This window comes from Bradyrhizobium sp. HKCCYLS2038 (genome assembly GCF_051167655.1).
Classification (GTDB): Bacteria; Pseudomonadota; Alphaproteobacteria; order Rhizobiales; family Xanthobacteraceae; genus Bradyrhizobium.
The window spans coordinates 676,144-699,022 of the sequence record NZ_JBNPTM010000001.1 but is presented as its reverse complement, the minus strand read 5'-3'; the positions used below and the strand labels follow the sequence as shown (position 1 = coordinate 699,022).

Sequence of the window (22,879 nt, the reverse complement as noted above, 5' to 3'; positions counted from 1 at the left end):
GCCGCCTGCCCAACCGAGAGATCACGCGGTATGGGTCTCGGCTCAAGGCCGGGACGACACCGGTTATGCAGCAGCGAGCCTGCCAGACGTCCAACAAGCCCACACGCCTACAACTCACAATGAGACTGCATCATCACGTGCGCGCTCGAATCGTCCCTACCCGATCGCCACTCCGCCGCCGATCGTGCGGTTCAGCACCTGCGTGGTGCGCTCGATGCGTTCGGCGGCGGCGTTCAGGGCCTTGGCGACGGCGACCTGGGTGGCGCGGGCGCGGTCGGCGGACTGGCTGCGGACGCTGCGCAGGCTGTCGAGCTCCTGCTCCAGCATCTGCACGCGCTGGTTGGCGTCGATCAGCTCGTCGCAGACGGTGAGCGCCGCCATCACGGTGAGCCGTGCGTCACCGATCTCGCCGAACTTGCCGCGTAGATTGGTGATGCGCGTCTCCAGATTCTCGGCGAGCTTCAGCAGCCTGAGTTCCTGACCTTCCTCGCAGGCCATGCGATATTGGCGGCCGTTGATGGTGACGTTGATGTGGCTCATTCGTCATCCTCGTCGTCGTCATGCTCGTCGTCTTCAGCATCGCCTTCCGCACCGTCCTGATCGCCGCCAGTGAGCACCGCACGGATGGTGCCGATCGCGGCATCAAGACGTTCGGCGATCTCGCGATTGGTGCGTTCGAGCCGGCGCGTCTTCATCAGCGAGCCGTCGAGCTCGTCGGCGAGGCGCGAGCGGTCGGCGCCGAGCGCCTGGATCCGCGTCGCCAGCTCGTCCTCGTCACGATCCGCCTCGCGCCGCCGCTCGACCGCGCTCTCCAGCGCGTCGAGCGCCGTCATGAGTCGCCGCGTCGCCGCCTCCAGATCGGCAGCGCCGGGTTCCACCTGACCGGCAAGATTGGCAGGGTGATCGTTCATGATGCGGATGCGAGGCCCTTCCACCGCCCCCGGAGATGCGACAAAAGCCGCTGTCCGGCAAGCGTTTATGGGCAAAATCTTACGTGTTGGGCGAGGGAAGCGCAACGCTTGGCCGAAACTATGCACTACTAAGCAACTTTTGGGCGGTGCGGGACGTTGCATTGCCTTTGATTCCCGGAACCGAGGTGCTAATCAGCCCGCAAAATCCCGGTCCGCCAGCCCAAAACCGGCGGCTTCCCAGTCAGCAGCACTTCACGTTTGGACGGATTCCAGCATGACGCAGGTCGAACATTCCCGCATGGCCAATGCCATCCGCGCGCTCGCGATGGATGCCGTCGAGAAGGCGAAATCGGGCCATCCCGGCCTGCCGATGGGCGCCGCCGACGTCGCCACGGTGCTGTTCACCCGCGTGCTGAAATACGATGCCGCAGCGCCCGCCTGGCCGGACCGCGACCGCTTCGTGCTGTCCGCCGGCCATGGCTCGATGCTGCTCTATGCGCTGCTGTACCTGACCGGCAACGAGGAGATGACGCTCGACCAGATCAAGCGCTTCCGCCAGGTCGATTCGCTGACCCCCGGCCACCCGGAGAATTTCCGCACCAAGGGCATCGAGACCACCACCGGCCCGCTCGGCCAGGGCATCTCCACCGCGGTCGGCATGGCGCTGGCCGAGAAGATGCTGCAGGCGGAGTACGGCAAGAAGATCGTCGACCACCACACCTACGTGCTGGCCTCCGACGGCGACCTGATGGAGGGCATCTCCCAGGAAGCGATCGCGATGGCCGGGCACTGGAAGCTCAACAAGCTGATCGTGCTGTGGGACGACAACGGCATTTCGATCGACGGCCCGCTGTCGATCGCCGACTCGGTCGACCAGGTAAAGCGCTTCAAGTCGGCCGGCTGGGCCGCCGAACTGATCGACGGCCATGACCCGGAGGCGATCGCCGCGGCGGTCGCCCGCGCGCAGAAATCCTCCAGGCCGTCGCTGATCGCCTGCAAGACCACGATCGGCTATGGCGCGCCGACCAAGGCCGGCACCTCCAAGGTGCATGGCGAGGCGCTCGGCGCCGAGGAATTGAAGGGCGCCAAGGAGAAGCTCGGCATTTCGCAGGAGCCGTTCTCTGTGCCCGATGACGTGCTTGCCGCCTGGCGCGAGGCCGGCCGCCGCGGTTCAGCCGCGCGTGCCGAATGGGAGACGCGGCTCGGCGAGATGGGCCCGCGCAAACGGGCGGAGTTCGAACGCCGCCTGCGCCACGAGCGCCCCGCGGCGCTTTCGAAGGCGCTGAAGGACCATAAGAAGGCGCTGCTGGAAAATCCGCTCAATATCGCCACCCGCAAATCGTCGGAGGCCGCAATCGAGGTGATCGCCGCGGCGATGCCATTCGAGTTCGTCGCCGGCTCCGCCGACCTCACCGGCTCCAACAACAACAAGGCGAAGTCGGCAACCTCGTTCTCGGCCAAGACGCCGAAGGGCCGCTTCATCCATTACGGCATCCGTGAGCACGGCATGGCGGCGTGCATGAACGGCATCTTCCTGCATGGCGGCTTTGCGCCGAACGGCGCCACCTTCCTGGTGTTCTCCGACTACGCACGCGGCGCGATGCGGCTGTCGGCGCTGATGGGCGCCGGCGTGGTCTACGTGATGACCCACGACTCCATCGGCCTCGGCGAGGATGGCCCGACGCACCAGCCGGTCGAGCATCTCGCGGCGCTGCGCGCGATCCCGAACATGCGCGTGTTCCGCCCGGCCGACGCGGTCGAGACCGCCGAATGCTGGGAGCTGGCGCTCAACCGCACCAACGGCCCGACCGTGCTGGCGCTGACGCGGCAGAACCTGCCGCAGCTGCGCACCTCGGCGCCATCAGACAATCCCTGCAGCAAGGGCGGCTATGAGCTGGTCGCCGCACAAGGCGAGGCCAAGGTGTCGCTGTTCGCGACCGGCTCCGAGGTCGAGATCGCGGTAGCCGCGCAGAAGCAGCTCGCCGAGCGCGGCATCGCCGCGCGCGTCGTCTCGGTGCCCTCGCTCGAGCTGCTGCTCGAGCAGCCGGCCGAGGCCAAGGCGAAGATCATCGGCCACGCGCCGGTCAAGATCGCCATCGAGGCCGCGGTGCGTTGGGGCTGGGACGCCGTCATCGGCCAGGACGGCATCTTCGTCGGCATGCATTCGTTCGGCGAGAGCGGCCCGGCCAAGGAACTCTACAAGCATTTCGGCATCACCGCCGAAGCGGCGGTGGATGCAGCCGTGAAGCGGCTGGGCTGACGTCTGGCCCAATAGTTGGTTGTTACCCTCATGGTGAGGAGGCGCGAAGCGCCATCTCGAACCATGAGGCCCGCGCTGATCGCGGCCTCGCCCTTCGAGACGCCCGCCTCCGGCGGGCTCCTCAGGGTGAGGAGATGGATTGACTATGACGTGCCAAGACGAGGACAATACGAGAACAGGCGTGGATTGACACGCCGGTTCGCCTGACCTTCGGAAGCTCCCGCGCAGCCCATGCCCTCAGCCCAGAACGCCCCGACCGACACGGCCGATCGCGCGCTGGCTTTGCTGCATTCGGTGTTCGGACTGCCGGGGTTTCGCGGCGCGCAGGAAAAGGTGGTCCGGCATGTCGCCGAGGGCGGCAATTGCCTGGTGCTGATGCCGACCGGCGGCGGCAAGTCGCTGTGCTATCAGCTGCCGGCGCTGCTGCGCAAAGGCTGCGGCATCGTGGTGTCGCCGCTGATCGCGCTGATGCGCGACCAGGTCGCCGGCCTGATCGAGGCTGGCGTCAATGCCGCGGTGCTGAACTCCACATTGTCGCGCGAGGAAGCTGACGAGGTCGAACGACGCTTGATCGTCGGCGATCTCGATCTGCTCTACGTCGCGCCCGAACGGCTGGTGACGCCGCGCTGCCTGTCGCTCTTGGAGCGCGCTGATATCGCGCTGTTCGCGATCGACGAGGCGCATTGCGTGTCGCAATGGGGGCACGACTTCCGCCCGGAGTATATCGGCCTCTCGATCATCGCCGAGCGCTTCCCCAACGTGCCGCGCATCGCGCTGACCGCGACCGCCGACGAGCTGACGCGCAAGGAGATCGCCGAGCGGCTCAGCCTGACCGACGCGCCGCAATTCGTCGCGAGCTTCGACCGTCCCAACATCCGCTATGAGATCGTCGACAAGCACAACGGCCCCGCGCAGCTCAAGGCCTTCATCAAGGAGCGCCATGCGGGCGACGCCGGCGTCGTCTACTGCTTGTCGCGCGCCAAGGTCGAGGACACCGCGGCGGCGCTTAACGAGGCCGGCATCACAGCGATCCCCTATCACGCCGGACTCGACCCGGGCGTGCGCTCACGCAACCAGGACCGCTTCATCAACGAGGACGGCGTGGTGGTCGTGGCGACCGTCGCTTTCGGCATGGGCATCGACAAGCCCGACGTGCGCTTCGTCGCGCATCTCGATCTGCCGAAGAGCATCGAGGCCTACTATCAGGAGACGGGGCGCGCCGGGCGCGACGGCAAGCCCTCGACCGCGTGGATGGCCTATGGCCTGTCCGACATCGTGCAGCAGCGCCGGATGATCGACGAGTCCACCGGCGCCGAGGCGTTCAAGCGGATGTCGATCCGCAAGCTCGACGCGCTGGTCGCGCTGGCCGAGACCGCCGGCTGCCGACGCAAGCTGCTGCTGAGCTATTTCGGCGAAACGCCGGCCGGCGAGAACTGCGGCAATTGTGACAACTGCGTGTCGCCGCCGAAAATGCACGATGGCAAGGTGATCGCGCAGAAGCTGTTGTCATGTGCCTATCGCACCGGCCAGCGCTTCGGCGCCATGCACCTGATCGACGTGCTGGTGGGCCGCGCGACCGAGCGCGTCAAGCAGTTCGGACACGATCAATTGTCGGTGTTCGGCATCGGGCGCGAGCTGAATGAGAAGCAATGGCGCGCCGCGCTGCGCCAGCTGGTGGCGATGGGGCATCTGGCGCCGGACAGCGAAGCCTATGGTGCGCTGAAGTTCACAGAGACCTCGCGCGCCGTGTTGAAGGGCGAGATTCCGGTGATGCTCCGCGAGCAGACGGCTGGCGCCGCACGCGCGATCCGCAGCAAATCACGGCGCGGCGAGCTGGTGGCGCGGCCGGCTGCAGCAGGTGATGCCAACCTGCTTGCCAGCCTGCGGACGTGGCGCTCCGAGATTGCGCGAAAACGTGGTGTACCAGCCTATGTGGTGCTGCACGACGCCACCATCGATGGCATCGCCAGCGCCCGCCCGGCGACGCTCGGCCAGCTGCGTGATATACCAGGGATCGGCGACAAGAAGCTCGAGCACTACGGCGACGAACTGCTCGCGCTGATAGCAGCGGCACGGTCCTAAAGCAGCAGAATCGCCACCAGACGGTTGAGATCGGCGCAAAAAAGGTCTACGAAAAGGGCCTTATCGTCCGCTCCCGTCCGGCAGAACCGGTCGGCATTAGTTCCAAAACCCTCGTGGCGCCCTTCCAAAGGAGGACGCAGACGGGGATGAGAAACGTCATTGAAGGAGACGAAAATGGCAGTCCGGGTCGGGATCAACGGGTTTGGCCGCATCGGCCGCAACGTGCTGCGCGCCATCGCGGAATCGGGCCGCAAGGACATCGTGGTGGTCGGCATCAACGATCTCGGCCCGGTCGAGACCAATGCCCACCTGCTGCGCTTCGACAGCGTGCATGGCCGCTTCCCGCACACCGTGACCGTCGACGGCGATAGCATCGATATCGGCCACGGCAAGATCAAGGTCATGGCTGAACGCGATCCGTCGAAGCTGCCGTGGAAGGATCTCGGCGTCGACATCGCGCTGGAATGCACCGGCATCTTCACCGCGAAGGACAAGGCCTCCGCGCATCTGACCGCCGGCGCCAAGCGCGTGCTGGTCTCGGCCCCGGCCGACGGCGCCGACGCCACCATCGTCTACGGCGTCAACCACACCTCGCTGACCAAGGATCACCTGGTCGTCTCCAACGGCTCGTGCACCACGAACTGCCTGGCCCCGGTCGCCAAGGTGCTGAACGACACCGTGGGCATCGAGACCGGCTTCATGACCACGATCCACGCCTACACCGGCGACCAGCCGACGCTCGACACCATGCACAAGGATCTCTACCGCGGCCGCGCGGCAGCGATGTCGATGATCCCGACCTCGACCGGTGCCGCCAAGGCGATCGGCCTCGTGCTGCCGGAGCTCAAGGGCAAGCTCGACGGCGTCGCGATCCGCGTGCCGACGCCGAACGTCTCGGTGGTCGACCTCAAGATCGTCGCCAAGCGCAACACCGATCCGAAGGAGATCAACGAGGCGATCAAGCGCGCTGCCGAGCAGGAGCTCAAGGGCGTGCTCGGCTACACCAACGCGCCGAACGTCTCGATCGACTTCAACCACGACCCGCACTCCTCGACGTTCCACATGGACCAGACCAAGGTCATGAACGGCAACCTCGTGCGCGTGATGTCCTGGTACGACAACGAGTGGGGCTTCTCCAACCGCATGGCCGACACGGCTGTGGCGATGGGCAAGCTGCTGTAACTCTGTCCCAGTCATTCCGGGGCGCCTCGCAGAGGCGAACCCGGAATGACGGCTCAGGAGAGCATCATGACCCTTCCGCACTGGCTCGGAATTCCCGGCGTGATCCTGCTGATTGGCTTGATCGTGTACGGCGTGCGCCAGGGCGGCAAGGTCACATCTCGGCAGGATTCAACACCGGAGCCGCCACCTGGCATTGGCTCCTCATGACCTCCGCGAACTAGCGAGCATGACATGACACAATTCCGCACCCTCGATGACGTCGATCCCAAGGGCAAGCGCGTGCTGCTGCGCGTCGATCTCAACGTGCCCATGGAGAATGGCCACGTGACCGATGCCACGCGCCTGGAGCGCGTTGCGCCGACCATCAATGAGCTTGCGAGCAAGGGCGGCAAGGTCATCCTGCTCGCCCATTTCGGCCGGCCGAAGGGCCGCGACGCCAAGGACTCGCTGAAGCCGGTCGCCGCGGCGCTGTCGCAAGTCATCAAGCGCCCGGTCGCGTTCGCCGATGATTGCGTCGGCGAGTCGGCCGCCACCGCGATCGCCGCGATGAAGGACGGCGACGTGCTGTGCCTGGAGAACACCCGCTTCCACAAGGAAGAGGAAAAGAACGATCCGGCGTTCGTGGCCGAGCTCGCCAAGCTCGGCGACATCTGGGTCAACGACGCGTTCTCCGCCGCGCATCGCGCCCATGCCTCGACCGAAGGCCTCGGCCACAAGCTGCCGGCCTATGCCGGCCGCACCATGCAGGCCGAGCTCGACGCGCTCGACAAGGCGCTGGGAAAACCGGCCAAGCCGGTCATCGCCATCGTCGGCGGCGCCAAGGTCTCGACCAAGATCGACCTGTTGGAAAACCTCGTGTCGAAGGTCGATGCGTTGGTGATCGGCGGCGGCATGGCCAACACCTTCCTGCATGCGCAGGGCGTGCAGATCGGCAAGTCGCTGGCCGAGAAGGATCTCGCCGCGACCGCGCTGCGGATCATGGAGAAGGCCGAAGCCGCGAACTGCGCCATCATCCTGCCGGTGGACGCAACCGTGTCCTATCACTTCGCGGCCAACTCGCCGTCGTTCGCCTACGGTCTCGACGCGATCCCGCCTGACAGCATGATCCTCGACGTCGGCCCGCAATCGACCGCGCGCATCCATGCCGCGATCGACGACGCCGCCACCCTGGTGTGGAACGGCCCGCTCGGCGCCTTCGAGCTGAACCCGTTCGACCGCGGCACCATGGTCGCCGCCAAGCATGCGGCGGAGCGTACCAAGGCCAAGAAGCTGATCTCGGTGGCAGGCGGCGGCGATACCGTTGCGGCGCTCAACCAGGCCGGCGTGGCCGGCGACTTCAGCTACGTCTCGACAGCCGGCGGCGCCTTCCTGGAATGGATGGAAGGCAAGCCGCTGCCGGGCGTCGAGGTGCTGAAAGCCTGACGCTTTGATACTTGTCGGCCATGGATGTTTCTGTTATGTTCCATCCATGGCCGAGACCCCGACAGACGCTGTCCTTCCGATCCTGGTGAAGATCCAGGAGAGTGTTGCTGCGCTTCGATCGGAGGTCAGTCAATTCAGGCAGGACAACCGGGCCGAACACGAGCGCATGGAAGCCTTGATCCGAAAGCAGCGCCGTGATTCCGCTGGCATGCTGGTCATGATGCGCGCCGCTGCCAGTGACTTCGACGAGCGGGTCAGTGCGGTCGAGGAGCGAATGGCGGCTCTCGAAGCCAGGAAGACCTGATCCTGCGGCCACAGCGCCATCGGCCTGTGGGCGCAGCTCCGGCTGCTAGCCCAAACACGGCCTCTCAGCTCCCGCCTGCGTCGCCGCCACCCTTGGATTCCGCCCCCCACCGCGTTATGCACGGTGCAGCAGTTTCGGCGCGTGCGTCAGCCACCGCCGTCCAATTCTTGATCAGGGAGTTCCAGCCATGGCCCGCATTACCTTGCGTCAATTGCTCGATCACGCGGCGGAGCACGATTACGGCGTCCCGGCCTTCAACATCAACAATATGGAGCAGGCGCTGGCGATCATGGAGGCGGCGAGCTCGACTGAGGCCCCGGTCATCATCCAGGCCTCGCGCGGCGCCCGCGCCTACGCCAACGACGTCATGCTCAAGCACATGATGGATGCGCTGACCGAGATCTATCCGCAGATCCCGATCTGCGTGCACCTCGACCACGGCAACGAGCCGGCGACCTGCATGACCGCGATCCAATCCGGATTTACCTCCGTGATGATGGACGGCTCGCTCAAGGCCGACGGCAAGACCCCGGGCGACTGGGACTACAATGTCGGCGTCACCAAGACGGTGACCACCATGGCGCATCTCGGCGGCATCTCGGTCGAGGGCGAGCTCGGCGTGCTCGGCTCGCTCGAGACCGGCATGGGCGACAAGGAGGACGGCCACGGCGCCGAAGGCAAGCTGTCGCATGACCAGTTGCTCACCAATCCCGACGAGGCGGTGAAGTTCGTGCAGGCGACCCAGGTCGACGCGCTGGCGATCGCGATGGGCACCTCGCATGGCGCCTACAAGTTCACGCGCAAGCCGGACGGCGACATCCTCGCCATGAACGTGATCGAGGAGATTCACCGCAAGCTGCCGAACACGCATCTCGTCATGCACGGCTCGTCGTCGGTGCCGCAGGACCTGCAGGAGATCATCAACTCCTTCGGCGGCAAGATGAAGCCGACCTGGGGCGTGCCGGTCGCGGAGATTCAGCGCGGCATCAAGAACGGCGTCCGCAAGATCAACATCGACACCGACAACCGCATGGCGATGACCGGGCAGATCCGCAAGGTGCTGTCGCAGCACCCCGAAGAGTTCGATCCGCGCAAGTACCTGAAGCCGGCCATGGAGGCGATGACCAAGCTCTGCAAGCAGCGCTTCGAGGAGTTCAACACCGCGGGCCAGGCCGGCAAGATCAAGCGCGTGCTGACGACCGCCGAAATGGCCAAGCGGTACGCCAAGGGCGAGCTCGATCCGAAGGTGGCGTGAGCCGCCCCCTTTGCAGGGCTATCGCAGTTGACGATCGGAGTCTTGGGCTCGCCTGTCTCCACGTCGTCATGGCCGGGCTTGTCCCGGCCATCCGCGTCGTTCGGCACCCTGAGTCTGACGTGGATGCCCGACGAGCCCGGGCATGACGGAGTAACTAACTGGCAGGATCGTTCGTCGCGACAGCCTCCTATCTCTGTATTGTTACGAGGCGGAGGGGAGCCGACTGCCGGCGCGGTGACAGGGTGCTCACCATCAACGTCCCATTCACCTCTGCGAGAGCCTGCCTCAGCTGCGACCAATGTTTGCTCGGCAACCGCCTGAGAACCGTCTAGTTTGACCTGCAGGGCAGGTGCCGTCTGGAGCAGATGATGGACATCTTCGCACGCAACGCCGTTGCCGTTGCCGCGGTGGTCCCCGGCCTGGGCTACGCCGCTGACCGAACCACGCGGCTCGCTGGGCTTGCGGATCATCGCATCACGTACTACCCGCAGGGCGCACGCCGCGCCCGATGGCGGGCCGTGCCTCACTGCATCGACAATGACATGATTTGCCGCTACGTGGTGACGCGGCGCGACAAGAAGGCGGCATAAGTGTCCGGCAAGACGACTTCAGCGCGGCCGCAGCCGCGCCTCTATCTGGCGACGCCGATCGTGACCGACGCGGCGGCGCTCGCCGCCAGCCTGCCCGCGATCCTCGCCAGCGCCGACGTCGCCGCGGTGCTGGTGCGGCTCAAGGAGAGCGATCCGCGCAGCATGATCACGACCGTCAAGACGCTCGCGCCAGCCATCCAGAACACCGGCGCGGCGCTGCTGATCGACGGCCACGCCGATATCGTGGCCCGCGCCGGTGCGGACGGCGCACATCTGACCGGCATCGCCGCGCTGGAGGAGGCCATGCCCGGCTTGAAGCCGGACCGCATCGCCGGCAGCGGCGGCCTGTCGACGCGGCACGATTCGATGCGCGCGGGCGAGCTCGGTGCTGACTATGTGCTGTTCGGCGAACGCGATGCGCAGGGACGCCGCCCGTCGCCCGACGCCGTCAACGAGCGCCTGGCCTGGTGGGCCGAACTGTTCGAGCCGCCTTGCGTCGGCTATGCGATCTCTCTGAAGGAAGCTGCCGACTTCGTCGCTGCAGGCGCCGATTTCGTGCTCGTCGACGACCTCGTCTGGAACGACGAACGCGGCCCGGCCGCCGCCCTCGCCGAGATCGGCGCGGCGCTGCGCCAGGTCCATGCGGCGGCCTCTGCCGTCACGGCGGCACAGAGCTGAACGACGCATGACGATCCGGCGCCTGACATGTCTCGTGGCTGCGCTCGCAATGGCGACGCCGAGCGCACGCGCGCAGATCTCGTTGACGCCTCCCGCCCAGCAGCAGCCGCCGGCCGACAAGCCGAAACCCGCCGAACGACCGGCTGAGAGGCCGAAGCCCCCGGCCCCACCGTTGGCCGCCAAGAAGCCGGCTCCTGCCCCAGCCGCCAAGCCGGCTCCCCCGGCACCGGCACCGGCACCGGCGCCGCAACCGGCCGCCAATGTGGACCTGGTCTACGGCGCCTATCAGCGCGGCCAGTACAAGACTGCGTTCGACCTGGCGACGCCCCGCGCGCAGGCCGGCGATCCCAAGGCGATGGCGATGCTCGGGCAGCTCTATGAAAACGCCCAGGGCATTCGGCGTGACTATGAGAAGGCGGCAATCTGGTACAAGCGTGCTGCCGAGGCCGGCGACCGCGAGGCGATGTTCGCGCTGGCGATGATGCGGCTGGCAGGACGCGGCGGCCCGGTCGACAAGCTGGAGGCGGTGAAGCTGCTGGCGTCCGCCGCCAAGCTCGGCGAGCCCAAGGCCGCCTATAATCTCGCTTTGCTCTATCTCGATGGCCAGACGTTCCCGCAGGATCTGCGGCGCTCGGCCGAGCTGTTGCGCCTGGCGGCGGAGGCCGGCAATGCCGAGGCGCAATACGCGCTGGCAACCTTCTACAAGGAGGGAACCGGCGTGCCGAAGGATCTGGAGAAGGCCGCCCGGCTGCTGCAGGCGGCCGCGATCGCCGACAATATCGACGCCGAGGTCGAATACGCCATTGCGCTGTTCAACGGCACCGGCGTCCCGAAGGACCAGCCGGCGGCAATATCGCTGCTGCGCAGGGCCGCCCGGCAGAACAGCCCGTTGGCCCAGAACCGGCTGGCCTGGGTGCTGCTGTACGGCATTGCCACGCCAATGGACAAAGTCGAGGCGTACAAGTGGCACCTGGTGGCCAAGACCGCCGGCAAGGGCGACCCCAAGCTCGACGAGAAGTTCGCCGACATGCCGCCCGAGGACCGCGCCAAGGGCGAGCAGGCGGCCAAGCGCTGGCTCGGCACCATCAGGTAACCGCGACATCGGCCGGCGCCTGATCCGGCCTTGACGCGGCGGCCCCTTCAGGGCACCCACAACCAGCCATTTTCACCCGCCTCCCCCGCTTCCGGGCGAGGCGCGCACCGCAAGGTGCGGTCAGCCCAGCGCATCGAGCATATGATTCATTCCGCCCTCATCAATGTCATGGTCAAGGCCGCGCGCCGGGCCGGCCGCAACCTCAAGCGCGACCTCGGCGAGATCGAGCACCTGCAGGTGTCGCTGAAAGGACCGGCGAACTTCGTCTCCCGCGCCGACAAGAAGGCCGAGGAGATGCTCTACGAGGACCTCTCCAAGGCCCGTCCGGGCTACGGCTTCCTCGGCGAGGAAGGCGGCAAGCGGGAAGGCAGCGACAAGTCGCACACCTGGATCGTCGATCCGCTCGACGGCACCACCAACTTCCTGCACGGCATCCCGCAATTCGCGATCTCGATCGCGCTCCAGCGCGAGGACACCGTGATCGCCGGCGTGATCTACAACCCGGCCAACGACGAGCTGTACATCGCCGAGCGCGGCAAGGGCGCGTTCCTCAACGACCAACGGCTGCGCGTCGCCGCTCGCAAGCAGCTGCATGAATGCGTCATCGCCTGCGGCCTGCCGCATATCGGCCGCGGCGACCATCAGCTCTTCCTGCGCGAGATGACCGCGCTGCAGGTCAAGGTCGCGGGCCTCCGCCGCTTCGGCGCCGCCTCGCTCGACCTCGCCTTCGTCGCCGCCGGCCGCTTCGATGCCTTCTGGGAGCGCGATTTGCAGCCCTGGGACATCGCGGCGGGCATGATCATGGTGCGCGAGGCCGGCGGCACCGTCTCCGGCATCGACGGCAAGGAAGACGCGCTGGCCACCGGACACGTCATCTGCGGCAACGAGATCATCCACCGCGAGCTGGTGAAGGTGCTGAAGGCGGCGGCGTAGTTCGCGCGGCTGCATCGGCTCTCAGGCTTGACACACCGCTCCCCTCCACACGGTGTCGTCCCGGCCTCGAGCCGGGACCCGTAGCCACCGACGGCCGTGGCCAGGCAGCACTCGTCGACCAGCGTGGCTCGAACATCTCCCTGGGAGTATGGATCCCGGATCGGCACGCGCGTGCCGCGCGCTTGTCCGGGACGACACCGAAGGTGTGGTCGGCGGCTGAGCTTTATTGGGTGAAGGCTATCTGCGGCCGCTGGTGAACGCCTGCGGCGTCTCGCCGGGCAGCGCCGGCGAGTTGATGTCGCTGTCGACGCGGCTGGATGACTGGCCGGCGTAGCTGAAGCCGAGCGACAGGCTGACGTTGGAGCTCGGCTTGAACTCGACGCCGCCATTGATGGCGTAGGCGGGCGTCGAGGTGGAGCGCGAATCGAACGTCGCGAACGGCCCGCCGACGCCGGGATTGAATTTCAGCGTATCGAAGCCGCCATAGAAGCTGACGCCGTTCTTGAACGTGTAGCCGTATTGCGCGCCCTGGGTGGTGTAGCTGCCGAGCGAGCCATAGCGGTTGACGATGTTCGAGCTCAGACCGACACCCGAAAGGCTCGACCAGTTGTTGGTGACGCTGTAGCTGCGCGAGAAGAAGCCGGTGTTGCTGCCGCTCGTCGTGAAGCTCGGGACGTTGCCGTAGGAATCCAGGCTCTGGACGACGCCCGGATCGGTGCTGAACCCGATCGGCCAGCCCGGCAGCCAATACTGCACCGGCCCTGACTGGGCGCGAGCAGCTGGAGCACCGAGGCAAAGACCAGCAAGCGCGAATACGAGAGCAGATTTGCGAAAGACCATCGACATGCGTACCCGTCACGTGTCGGCAAATCATACACGCACCGAGCGTCGAACTCCAGTCACGAGGTGAGGCTCCGTCCACGCCACTCGGCCGGTACGCCCCCTCCCCCTCGCGGGGAGGGGTCGGGGGTGGGGGTCCACGGGCGCTGACGTTCGTGGATTGCACGCCCTCCTAGCGGACATGAATGAACGTCGAATCTTGTGTTCGAGCTAAGCGCAAATGAACCGCGCGTTGTGAGCTTGGAACGGATTCCATTAAGTCGAGCGGAATCGGGGCCCCCACCCCCGCCCCCTCCCCCCTCCCCGCAAGTGGGGGAGGGGAGCGCACCGACAGCGTGGTGGGATTGCGGCTCAAAAGGTCGAGCGAGTCATCGTGATCGCAATCGTGACCGTCTACGACTTCACTGGCGCCGGCGGCCCATAAGCCTCCGCCTGCGCCGACGCCTTCTCGCGATCGCCGGCGAGCACGCGCTGCACGGAGACGAAGAACACCGGCACCATCAGCAGCGCCAGGATCACGACCGCGATCATGCCGCCCATCACGTTGGTGCCGAGCGCCTGCTGGCTGGCGCCGCCGGCGCCTGTCGCGATCGACATCGGCAGCACGCCGCAGACGAAGGCGAGGCCGGTCATGATGATCGGGCGGAAGCGCAGCGAGCATGCCTCGATGGTCGCCGCGACCAGCGGCTTTCCGTGGGCACGCAGATCCTTGGCGAACTCGATGATCAGGATGGCGTCCTTCGCCGCGAGGCCGATGATCGTGATCAGCGCCACCGTGAAGTACACGTCGTTGGACAGGCCGCGCAGATTGGCCGCGACCACGGCGCCGAGGATGCCGAGCGGCACCGTCAGCAGGACCGCAAGCGGAATCGTCCAGCTCTCATAAAGCGCAGCGAGGCACAGGAACACGACCAGCGCCGACAATCCCAGCAGCAGCGGCGCCTGCGAGCCCGACAGCTTCTCCTGCAGCGACTGGCCGGTCCATTCATAGCCGAAGCCGCGCGGCAGCTTGCCGGCGAGCCGCTCCATCTCGTTGAGCGCGTCGCCCGAGGTGAAGCCAGGCCTCGCCTCGCCGGAGATGCGGATCGCCGGATAGTAGTTGAAGCCGGCAATCTGGCTCGGTCCCTTGGCCCACTGGATGGTCGCGAACGACGAGAACGGCACCAGCTGTCCCTTGGCGTTCTTGACGCTGTAGTTGAGGATGTCGTCCGCATTCATGCGGCTGATGCGGTCCGCCTGCACCACGACGCGCTGCATGCGGCCGCGGTTCGGGAAGTCGTTGACATAGGTCGAGCCGAGATTGGTCGAGATCGTGTTGTTGATGTCCTCGAAGGTGACGCCAAAGGCGCTGGCCTTCTCGCGATCGATCATCAAATTGACCTGGGGCCCCTGCGGCAGGCCCTCGATATAGACCTTCTGCAGCACCGGGCTGGCATTGGCCTCCGCGATCAGCTGGTCGGCGGCCGCGACGAGCGCGACATAGCCCTTCTGCCCGCGGTCCTGCAGGCGGAAGCTGAAGCCGGAGGAGTTGCCGAGATTGTCGATCGGCGGCGGCTGCAGCGCGGTGATCTTGGCGTCGCGCAGGCCGGCGAGATCGCGGTTGATGTCTGCGACCAGCGCGGCTGCGCTGTCGCGCTTGCCGCGCTCCGACCAGTCCTTCAGCGAGATGAAGGCCTGCGCGGTGTTGACGCCCTGGCCGGCATAGCTGAAGCCGGTGAGGAAGGTGACGTCCTCGATGCCGTCGCGCTTGGCCAGATATTTCTCCACCGCTTCGACGGCAGCTTGAGTCCGCGCATAGGACGAATCCGCCGGCGTCTGCACGTCGGTCGTGATGAAGCCCTGGTCGTCGACCGGCAGGAAGCCACCGGGCAGCTGGATGAACGCCCAGGACAGGCCGACGATGAAGATCGCGTAGATCAGCATCAGCCGTCCGGTGCGCTTCAGCGAAGCGCCGACCACGCCGGTGTAGCGGTTGCGGCTTCCGTCCATGAAGCGGTTGAACCAGCCGAACACGCCCGTCTTGGCGTGGCCATGACCGGCCTGCACCGGCTTCAGCAGGGTCGCGCACAGCGCGGGCGTGAGCGACAGCGCGAGCAACGCCGAGAAACCGATCGCCGCGACCATGGTGACCGAGAACTGCCGGTAGATAATGCCGACCGATCCGGGGAAGAACGCCATCGGCACGAACACTGCCATCAGCACCAGCGTGATGCCGATGATAGCGCCGGTGATCTGGCTCATCGCCTTGCGCGTCGCCTCTTTCGGCGACAGCCCCTCCTCGCTCATGATGCGCTCGACGTTCTCGACCACAACGATGGCGTCGTCGACGAGGATGCCGACTGCGAGCACCATGCCGAACATCGTCAGCATGTTGATGGAGTAGCCCACCAGCATCAGCGTCGCGCAGGTGCCGAGTAGCGCGACGGGCACGACGATGGTCGGGATGATGGTGTAGCGGATGTTCTGCAGGAACAGGAACATCACCACGAACACCAGCACCACGGCTTCGACCAGCGTCATCAGCACGCGCTTGATCGAGGCCTTCACCACCGGGGTGATGTCGTAAGGAATCTCATAGGCGATGGTGGACGGGAAGAAGCGCGACAGCTCCTTCATCTTGGCCTCGACCGCGCTCGCGGTGGCCAGCGCATTGCCGGTCGGCGATAGCAGCACCGACAGGCCCGCGGTCGGCTTGCCATTGAGGCGGGTGTTGAACTGATAGCTCAGGCCGCCGATCTCGATGCGGGCGACGTCGCGCAGCCGCACCGTCGAACCGTCGGCATTGGCGCGCAGGATGATCGATCCGAACTCGTCGGGCGAATCGAGCTGGCCCTTGACCAGCACCAGCGCCGAAGTGCGCTGCACGGTCGTCGCCGGCTCCGCTCCGATGCTGCCGGAGGCGACCTGGGCGTTCTGCGCGCCGATCGCCTTGGTGACGTCGTCGGCGGTGAGGCCATAGCCAGTCAGCTTGGCCGGATCGAGCCAGACGCGCAGCGAGCGCTCTGTCGAATACAGCGTGGCACGGCCGACGCCGGGAATGCGCCTGATTTCGCCGAGCACGTTGCGGATCATGAAGTCGCCGAGGCCGACCTCGTCGAGGCTGCCGTCGGTCGATTTGAGGGTGATGATCTGCAGCACCGCGGCCGAGGCTTCCTCGACCAGGATGCCCTGCTGGATGACCGCACGCGGCAGCCGCGCCTCGACGCGCTTCAAGCGATTCTGCACCTCGACCGAGGCGTCGTTGGTCGACGTGCCCGGCACGAAGTTCGCCGTGATCTCGACCTGGCCGAGCGAGTCGCTGGTCGATTCGAAGTTCAGAATGCCGGAGGCGCCGTTGAGCTCCTCCTCGATCAGCCGCGTGACGCTGTTGTAGAGATTCTCGGGCGAAGCGCCGGGATAGCTGGTGGAGATCGAGATCGAGGGCGGCGCGATGATCGGATATTGCGCCACCGCCAAGAGCGGGATCGCGATCGCACCGATCAGGCAGATGAACAGCGCGACGACCCAGGCGAAGATCGGCCTGTCGATGAAGAAGCTCGGCATCAGGACTTACCGCGACGCTGACTTGGTTTCGAGCTGGGTCGCGACGCTGACTTCGGTCCAGGCCTGCGGCGCGACCTTGTCGCCGGCGGCAAACTTCTGGAAGCCGTCGACCACGACCTTGTCGCCGGTGCGCAGACCGTCGGTGATCAGCACGAGGCCGTCCTGCACCGGGCCGGTGCGAATCGGACGCGCGATCGCGCGATGATCGTCGCGAATGACATAGACCTCGGAGCCGCCGGCGGCGTTGCGCTGCACCGCCTGCTGCGGCACCGCCACCGAATCGCTGTCGATGCCCTGCTCTATGCGGACGCGCACATACATGCCCGGCAGCAGCTCGCGCTTCGGATTTGCGAACTCGCCGCGCAAGGTGACCTGGCCGGTCGCGGCATCGACCTTGGCGTCGGAGAACAGCAGCCGGCCAGGAATCGAATAGGGCGTGCCGTCGTCGAGCACGAGCCGGACCTTGATCGCGTCTGGCGCGATCTGGTCGAGGTCGCCGGACTCGAAGGCGCGGCGGAGGCGATTGAGCTCGCTGACGGACTGCGTGAAGTCGGCATAGATCGGATCGAGCTGCTGGATCGTCACCAGCGAGGTCTCGTTCTGGACCACAATGGCGCCTTCGCTGAGCTGGGCCGCGCCGACGATGCCGTCGATCGGCGCGCGCACGGTCGCGTAGTCGAGATTGAGCTGGGCGCGTGCGAGATCCGCCTTGCGAGCCTCGATGTCCGCCGCGGCCTCGCGCTCCCCAGAGATCGCCTTCTCGTTCTCGACGGCCGGCGCCGCGCGCTCCTTGAACAGCTGCGCAATGCGGTTCGCCTGCTGCACGGCGCGCTCGTGCACCGCTTCCGCCTTGGCCAGCGCGGCGCGGCTCGACATGATCTCGACCTCGAACGGCTTCGGGTCGATGCGGTAGAGCGGGTCGCCCGCCTTGACCTCGCTGCCCTGGCGGAACAGCCGCTCGACGATGATGCCGGACACGCGCGGCCGCACGTCGGAGACGCGGGTCGGCGCGATGCGGCCGGGCAGCTCGCGCACGATCGCCCGCGCCTTCTGCTCGACCGTGATGATGCCGACGTCGGGAACGACGATCTGGTCGTTGGCGGAGGCCTGAGCCTGGGTTGCTTCGTTACAGCCGGCCAGAAGCGGCACGGCCGCCGCGAGCATCAAGGCACTGCCGACCAGCGGCGCACGGAAACGAGACATTGGGTAGGAAAGCCCCCTCGATGATGATGAAAAGCGGTCGACCGGATGGCTCGGTCATGGCGCCTTTCTGGCACCCGTGTTGCTGGCCAACATAGAAGGCAAGTGGTGCGACGCAACGCGGAACCGGGCGGCCAGATGTCACACGAACCTATAGGACTGAAAGAACAGGCATTTTTCTGATTCACCGGATTGTGAGCGCATTGTGGCGATGAGTTCAGGGGCGTGACCACGGAGTTCGAATTCGGATCTCGCCAGGACCTGTGACGTCCTGCCACACCATTGGACGTTATCGTCGGCGGCATCTGATCCCGCGAGCAACTACAAAGTTGCGGCTCTGAAGATCTACAAACTCGCTCAGTCCAGCTCGGTCCTAACAGCCAACGAAAATTCGAATCATCCACCTGCTGGCGATCGGAGCCAACTCACGAACCCGCCGCATAGGCAGAGACAAAGGGCGACACAGCTCGACGTGGTGCGGTGATCTACTTCGTTCGGGATCGACGATCAGATCCCTCGTTATGCGTACCGGATCGCGGGCTAAATCTTGCCGTCTTGGCCGGGGCTTTCCTGATTATGTGACCCGCTTCGAGGAGAGCAGGAACCGGCTCGGCAGCGGAAAGAACATGCTCGTACGCGCCTGGTAGGCCCGGTAGCGCTCGCCGCGCGAGCGCAGCATGTGCTCCTCGAGCGGCGGAATGCCGGTGACGTGAACCAGGAACCAGTACATCATCAGCGGCGCAAGCAGGCTGGCCAGGCCCCAGGGATGATCCGCTGACAGCGCGATGACGGGATAGGACAGCCAGCACACCCACTCGAAGAAGTAGTTGGGGTGCCGCGACCAGCGCCACAGGCCGACGTCGCAGACTTTGCCCTTGTTCGCTGGATCACGGCGGAAGGCCTTGAGCTGCGCATCGGCGACCCCCTCCCCGGCGATGCCCAGGACGAGCACGAGGATGCCCAGATAGTCCTGCAGGCGGAGCTCGGCCGCCGGCGCATGGGCGGCGACGAACACCGCAAACACCAGCGGGATCGCCCCACAGGCCTGCTGCTGCAGGAACACGAACATCCGCCACGGCGCCGCATCGCCCCATTGCCGGGTCAGCTCGGCATAGCGGGGGTCGTCGGCGCTGCCGCGGCTGCGCAGCGCGATATGTCCGCCCAGACGCAGCGCCCAGACCGCGACCAGCACGGCGACCAGCCATTGCCGTGGGCCGGGGAGGATGCCGGCCACGGGCCAGATCGCGCCGAAGGCCCCGACCAGGCCGACGGAAAATGTCCAGAACGTGTCGACCCAGCCTGAATTCCCGGTGCGCTGCTGCAGCACCCAGGCCTTGGCCATCAGCAGGGAGAGCGCCACCCCGAGCGCCGCCAGGGCCTCGAGATAATCAATGATCGTCATGACAAAGCCCGGGCATTCCAGCTAAATATGAAGGTGGGACTAACTACGCCGCGGATCTCCGCCGGTTTCAGCCATAGTTCCGTGCAGGGAAGGGAGTGCGCCGATCCCGGCTGTTCTCCCGGCGCTGCTATGCCATAGTGGATTTTCGGGACCGGTTCCCCCGCAACGGATGTCATCGACAATGCCTCAAGGCTCCCCTTCCCGCTCCGCGATGTCAGTCGAACCGACCAAACTGTCCACGCCCCGGATCTTCCTGGTGCGAATGCTGGTCTTCCTGGTGCTGTGCGCCCTGGTCGGCGTCGTGCTGTACAAGCAGATCATCATGGCGTTCTTCGCCAATCCAGGCCTCAACGCCCTGATCGGGGCGGTGCTCCTGATCGGCGTCATCCTCGCCTTCCGGCAGGTCGTCCGGCTGTATCCGGAAGTGTCCTGGGTGAACAATTTCCGCATCGCCGATCCCGGCCTGGCGGTGCCCCGCCACCCCGTCCTGCTGGCGCCGATGGCCGCCATTCTCGGCCGCGAACGCACCGGGCGGATGTCGATCTCGCAGCAGACGATGCGCCACCTGCTGGATTCGATTGCCACCCGCCTGGACGAGGCCCGCGACATCTCGCGCTACATGACCGGCCTGCTGGTCTTCCTCGGCCTGCTGGGCACCTTCTGGGGCCTGATCGAGACGGTCGGCTCGGTCGGCAAGGTGATCGACGGGCTCAAGGTCGGCGGCGACGCCGGGGCGCTGTTCGACACGCTCAAGGGCGGCCTCGCGGCGCCGCTCAGCGGCATGGGCATCTCGTTCTCGTCCTCTCTGTTCGGCCTCGCCGGTTCGCTGATCCTGGGCTTCCTCGACCTGCAGTCGAGCCAGGCGCAGAACCGCTTCTACACCGACCTCGAGGACTGGCTGGCCGGGACCGTGCGCGAATATGGCGCCGGCGGCGAGGGTGCCGGCGGCGACCTCGCGGTCGCGGTCGAGCGGTTGCGGACGGCCATGGAGGAAGGCTCGGCCCGCGGCGCGACCGCGGCCATGGCCAATTTGGCCGAAGCCATCCAGGGTCTGGTCGGACACATGCGCACCGAGCAGCAGATGATCCGCGAATGGGCCGACGGCCAGGGCGAGCAGAACCGCGAGATCAAGCGGCTGCTGGAACGGCTGGCGCGGCAGACCGAGAAGAGTTGACCGCCGTCGACAGCCCCGAGACGAGTAGGAGACACTGATGGCGCTTGCGCGATCCCGCCGGGGGGACTCCGGCCTGAACTACTGGCCGGGCTTCGTCGACGCGCTGTCGACCCTGGTGCTCTCGATCGTATTCCTGCTGACCGTGTTCCTGGTGGTGCAGTTCTTCCTGTCGCAGGAGGTCACCGGCAAGGACAAGGCGCTGGAGCAGCTGAACGCCAAGATCGCGCAGCTCAACGAGATGCTGTCGCTGGAGAAGCTCGGCAAGCTGTCGCTGGACGACCAAGTCGCGCAATTACGCGCCGGCCTCTCCAATGCCGAGGCGGAGCGTGACCGGATCAAGGGCCTCTACGACGGCCTGGCCAATGTCGGCAGCAATGCGACGGGCCGCGCCAACGAACTCAACCGGGCGCTCGAGTCCGAGAAGCAGGTCACGGCCCGCGCCCTGGCCCAGATCGAGGTGCTCAACCAGCAGATCAGCGCGCTGCGCCGTCAGCTCGCCGCGCTGGAAGATGCGCTCGACGCCTCGGAGAAGCGCGACAAGGAATCGCAGAGCCGCATCGCCGATCTCGGCTCCCGCCTCAACGTCGCGCTGGCGCAGCGGGTGCAGGAGCTGACACGCTACCGCTCGGAATTCTTCGGCCGGCTGCGCGCCATCCTCGGCAACCGGCCCGACATCCGCGTCGTCGGCGACCGCTTCGTGTTCCAATCGGAGGTGTTCTTCGACACCGGACAGGCCACCCTGCTCCCCGAGGGCCAACAGGAGCTGAACTCGGTGGCGACGGCGCTGGTCGATCTCGACAAGCAGATCCCCACCGAGATCTCCTGGGTCCTTCGCGTCGACGGTCATACCGACGTCAGGCCGATCAACAGCCCGGTGTTCAAATCGAACTGGGAGTTGTCATCGGCGCGCGCGATCTCGGTGGTGCAGTACCTGATCTCGCTCGGCGTTCCCGCGCAGCGCCTGGTCGCTGCCGGCTTCGCCGAATTCCAGCCGCTCGATGCTGCGAACACAGACGAAGCCTTCCGCCGCAACCGCCGCATCGAATTGAAGCTGACGGAACGGTGACGTCGACCATCCCTCTGCGTCCCTATCGCGCCGATGACGAGGGCGCGGCGATCGCGCTGTGGCAGCAGACGTGGCAGCTCGCCTATCCCGCAATCGACTTCGCCGCGCGGGTGCCGTGGTGGCGTGAGCGCTGGCGGAGCGAGCTGGTGCCGAAGGCCGAGGTGATCGTGGCCGAGATGGACGGCGGGCTCGCCGGGTTCGTCACGATCGATACGTCGGGTTATCTGGACCAGCTGGTGGTCTCGCCGCAGCACTGGGGTTCGCCACTCGCGACGCAATTGGTCGATGCCGCAAAGCAGAGATCGCCTCGCGGCATCACGCTGCTGGTCAACAAGGACAACGCCCGCGCCATCCGCTTCTACAAGCGCAGCGGCTTCGTCGAAGCCGGCGAGGACGTCAATCCGACCTCAGGTCGTCCTGTACTGCGGATGGCGTGGGTGCCTTAACGCTGACAGCCCACACCGCAGCTACACCCACCGCTGTCGTCCCGGACAACCGAGCGCAGCGAGGGCAGATCCGGGATCCATACGCCGCAGCAGAACTGTTGCGAAGAAAGACGTGGCGGGCATTTGCCCACAAAACATTCTACCGGGGTTATGGGCCCCTGCGTTCGCAGGGGCGACACCTAGTGCGTGGCTGTCAGCAACTACACGCCGCGAAACAGCACGCCGATAGTAAGCACCACGAAGGCGATCGCCAGCGCGTCGAAGGCGTGCGCGGTCGACAATAGCGGGATCGAGGCGTGCATGTAGTGGGCGAGCATCGCGACCAAGGCGAGAACGAGCGCAATGGCGAAGATCACGAACGAAGGGGGCGTGAGGGCAAAACTGCCACGACGATAGGGCATGTCCGTTGCTCCTGTTGGTGGAGGGCACACGCAAGATCGTCGCGTGCCCTCGGTTCCGGCAGGGAACGTACAAGGCTGGAGAAAGGTTGCAGGCTCC

Annotated in this window: 21 protein-coding genes; 14 read left to right on the top strand and 7 right to left on the bottom strand. The window is 66.1% G+C overall.

What is annotated here, in order from left to right; all coding sequences use genetic code 11:
- Positions 1-156 precede the first annotated feature (156 nt).
- Positions 157-540: a cell division protein ZapA gene (locus ACQR1I_RS03135; protein WP_434865711.1), complete on the bottom strand. Its 384-nt coding sequence runs from the start codon at positions 538-540 to the stop codon at positions 157-159.
- Positions 537-911: a DUF4164 domain-containing protein gene (locus ACQR1I_RS03130; protein ID WP_434865710.1), complete on the bottom strand. Its 375-nt coding sequence runs from the start codon at positions 909-911 to the stop codon at positions 537-539. The genes ACQR1I_RS03135 and ACQR1I_RS03130 overlap by 4 nt, the downstream gene beginning before the upstream one ends.
- 274 nt (positions 912-1,185) lie before the next feature.
- Between ACQR1I_RS03130 and tkt the strand changes: the two genes are divergently transcribed.
- The 11 genes from tkt (at position 1,186) to ACQR1I_RS03075 (ending at position 12,710) form a co-directional block, all read left to right on the top strand.
- Positions 1,186-3,171: a transketolase gene (gene tkt, locus ACQR1I_RS03125; RefSeq protein ID WP_434865709.1), complete on the top strand. Its 1,986-nt coding sequence runs from the start codon at positions 1,186-1,188 to the stop codon at positions 3,169-3,171.
- A 231-nt stretch (positions 3,172-3,402) separates the two neighbouring features.
- Positions 3,403-5,253 carry a DNA helicase RecQ gene (gene recQ / locus ACQR1I_RS03120; RefSeq protein WP_434865708.1) on the top strand — a complete coding sequence of 617 codons (1,851 nt, stop codon included), beginning with the start codon at positions 3,403-3,405 and terminating at the stop codon, positions 5,251-5,253.
- A gap of 174 nt (positions 5,254-5,427) precedes the next feature.
- Complete coding sequence (gene gap, locus ACQR1I_RS03115) at positions 5,428-6,435, top strand: type I glyceraldehyde-3-phosphate dehydrogenase (protein WP_434865707.1); 1,008 nt, start codon at positions 5,428-5,430, stop codon at positions 6,433-6,435.
- 66 nt (positions 6,436-6,501) lie between these two features.
- Positions 6,502-6,642 carry a hypothetical protein gene (locus ACQR1I_RS03110; RefSeq protein WP_434865706.1) on the top strand — a complete coding sequence of 47 codons (141 nt, stop codon included), beginning with the start codon at positions 6,502-6,504 and terminating at the stop codon, positions 6,640-6,642.
- A gap of 24 nt (positions 6,643-6,666) precedes the next feature.
- Positions 6,667-7,857, top strand: a complete 1,191-nt coding sequence (locus ACQR1I_RS03105; protein ID WP_434865705.1) for a phosphoglycerate kinase — start codon at positions 6,667-6,669, stop codon at positions 7,855-7,857.
- Positions 7,858-7,903: 46 nt separating this feature from the next.
- The gene (locus ACQR1I_RS03100) at positions 7,904-8,161 is read left to right on the top strand and encodes a hypothetical protein (protein WP_434865704.1); all 258 of its coding nucleotides are present in this window, start codon (positions 7,904-7,906) and stop codon (positions 8,159-8,161) included.
- Positions 8,162-8,348: 187 nt separating this feature from the next.
- Positions 8,349-9,416: a class II fructose-bisphosphate aldolase gene (fba, locus tag ACQR1I_RS03095; RefSeq protein WP_434865703.1), complete on the top strand. Its 1,068-nt coding sequence runs from the start codon at positions 8,349-8,351 to the stop codon at positions 9,414-9,416.
- Between the two features lie 365 nt (positions 9,417-9,781).
- On the top strand, positions 9,782-10,006 hold the full coding sequence (locus ACQR1I_RS03090) for a hypothetical protein (RefSeq protein ID WP_434888700.1): 225 nt from the start codon (positions 9,782-9,784) through the stop codon (positions 10,004-10,006).
- A complete protein-coding gene (locus tag ACQR1I_RS03085; protein WP_434865701.1) occupies positions 10,007-10,684 on the top strand; it encodes a thiamine phosphate synthase in 678 nt (225 codons plus the stop codon). It begins immediately after the preceding gene.
- A gap of 7 nt (positions 10,685-10,691) precedes the next feature.
- Positions 10,692-11,777: a tetratricopeptide repeat protein gene (locus tag ACQR1I_RS03080; RefSeq protein ID WP_434865700.1), complete on the top strand. Its 1,086-nt coding sequence runs from the start codon at positions 10,692-10,694 to the stop codon at positions 11,775-11,777.
- 141 nt (positions 11,778-11,918) lie between these two features.
- Positions 11,919-12,710, top strand: a complete 792-nt coding sequence (locus ACQR1I_RS03075; protein WP_434865699.1) for an inositol monophosphatase family protein — start codon at positions 11,919-11,921, stop codon at positions 12,708-12,710.
- 237 nt (positions 12,711-12,947) lie between these two features.
- Here the strand turns inward: ACQR1I_RS03075 and ACQR1I_RS03070 are convergent, their stop codons facing one another.
- The 4 genes from ACQR1I_RS03070 to ACQR1I_RS03055 all read right to left on the bottom strand — a co-directional run bounded on the left by ACQR1I_RS03070 (position 12,948) and on the right by ACQR1I_RS03055 (position 19,695).
- Entirely contained in the window at positions 12,948-13,556 is a 609-nt protein-coding gene (locus tag ACQR1I_RS03070) for an outer membrane protein (RefSeq protein WP_434865698.1), read from the bottom strand.
- A gap of 387 nt (positions 13,557-13,943) precedes the next feature.
- A complete protein-coding gene (locus ACQR1I_RS03065) occupies positions 13,944-17,093 on the bottom strand; it encodes a multidrug efflux RND transporter permease subunit (RefSeq protein WP_434865697.1) in 3,150 nt (1,049 codons plus the stop codon).
- Positions 17,094-17,099: 6 nt separating this feature from the next.
- Positions 17,100-18,296, bottom strand: a complete 1,197-nt coding sequence (locus ACQR1I_RS03060; protein ID WP_434865696.1) for an efflux RND transporter periplasmic adaptor subunit — start codon at positions 18,294-18,296, stop codon at positions 17,100-17,102.
- Positions 18,297-18,867: 571 nt separating this feature from the next.
- Entirely contained in the window at positions 18,868-19,695 is an 828-nt protein-coding gene (locus tag ACQR1I_RS03055) for a DUF1295 domain-containing protein (RefSeq protein WP_434865695.1), read from the bottom strand.
- 181 nt (positions 19,696-19,876) lie between these two features.
- Here ACQR1I_RS03055 and ACQR1I_RS03050 point away from each other — a divergent pair, with 181 nt between their 5' ends.
- The 3 genes from ACQR1I_RS03050 to ACQR1I_RS03040 are packed head-to-tail and all read left to right on the top strand — an operon-like array spanning position 19,877 to position 22,381.
- A complete protein-coding gene (locus tag ACQR1I_RS03050) occupies positions 19,877-20,869 on the top strand; it encodes a flagellar motor protein MotA (protein WP_434865694.1) in 993 nt (330 codons plus the stop codon).
- Positions 20,870-20,906: 37 nt separating this feature from the next.
- Positions 20,907-21,935 carry a peptidoglycan -binding protein gene (locus tag ACQR1I_RS03045; protein ID WP_434865693.1) on the top strand — a complete coding sequence of 343 codons (1,029 nt, stop codon included), beginning with the start codon at positions 20,907-20,909 and terminating at the stop codon, positions 21,933-21,935.
- Positions 21,932-22,381, top strand: coding sequence for a GNAT family N-acetyltransferase (locus ACQR1I_RS03040; RefSeq protein WP_434865692.1), 450 nt, complete (start codon positions 21,932-21,934; stop codon positions 22,379-22,381). The genes ACQR1I_RS03045 and ACQR1I_RS03040 overlap by 4 nt, the downstream gene beginning before the upstream one ends.
- Before the next feature lie 200 nt (positions 22,382-22,581).
- Here the strand turns inward: ACQR1I_RS03040 and ACQR1I_RS03035 are convergent, their stop codons facing one another.
- Entirely contained in the window at positions 22,582-22,782 is a 201-nt protein-coding gene (locus ACQR1I_RS03035; protein ID WP_008960499.1) for a hypothetical protein, read from the bottom strand.
- Positions 22,783-22,879: the final 97 nt, after the last annotated feature.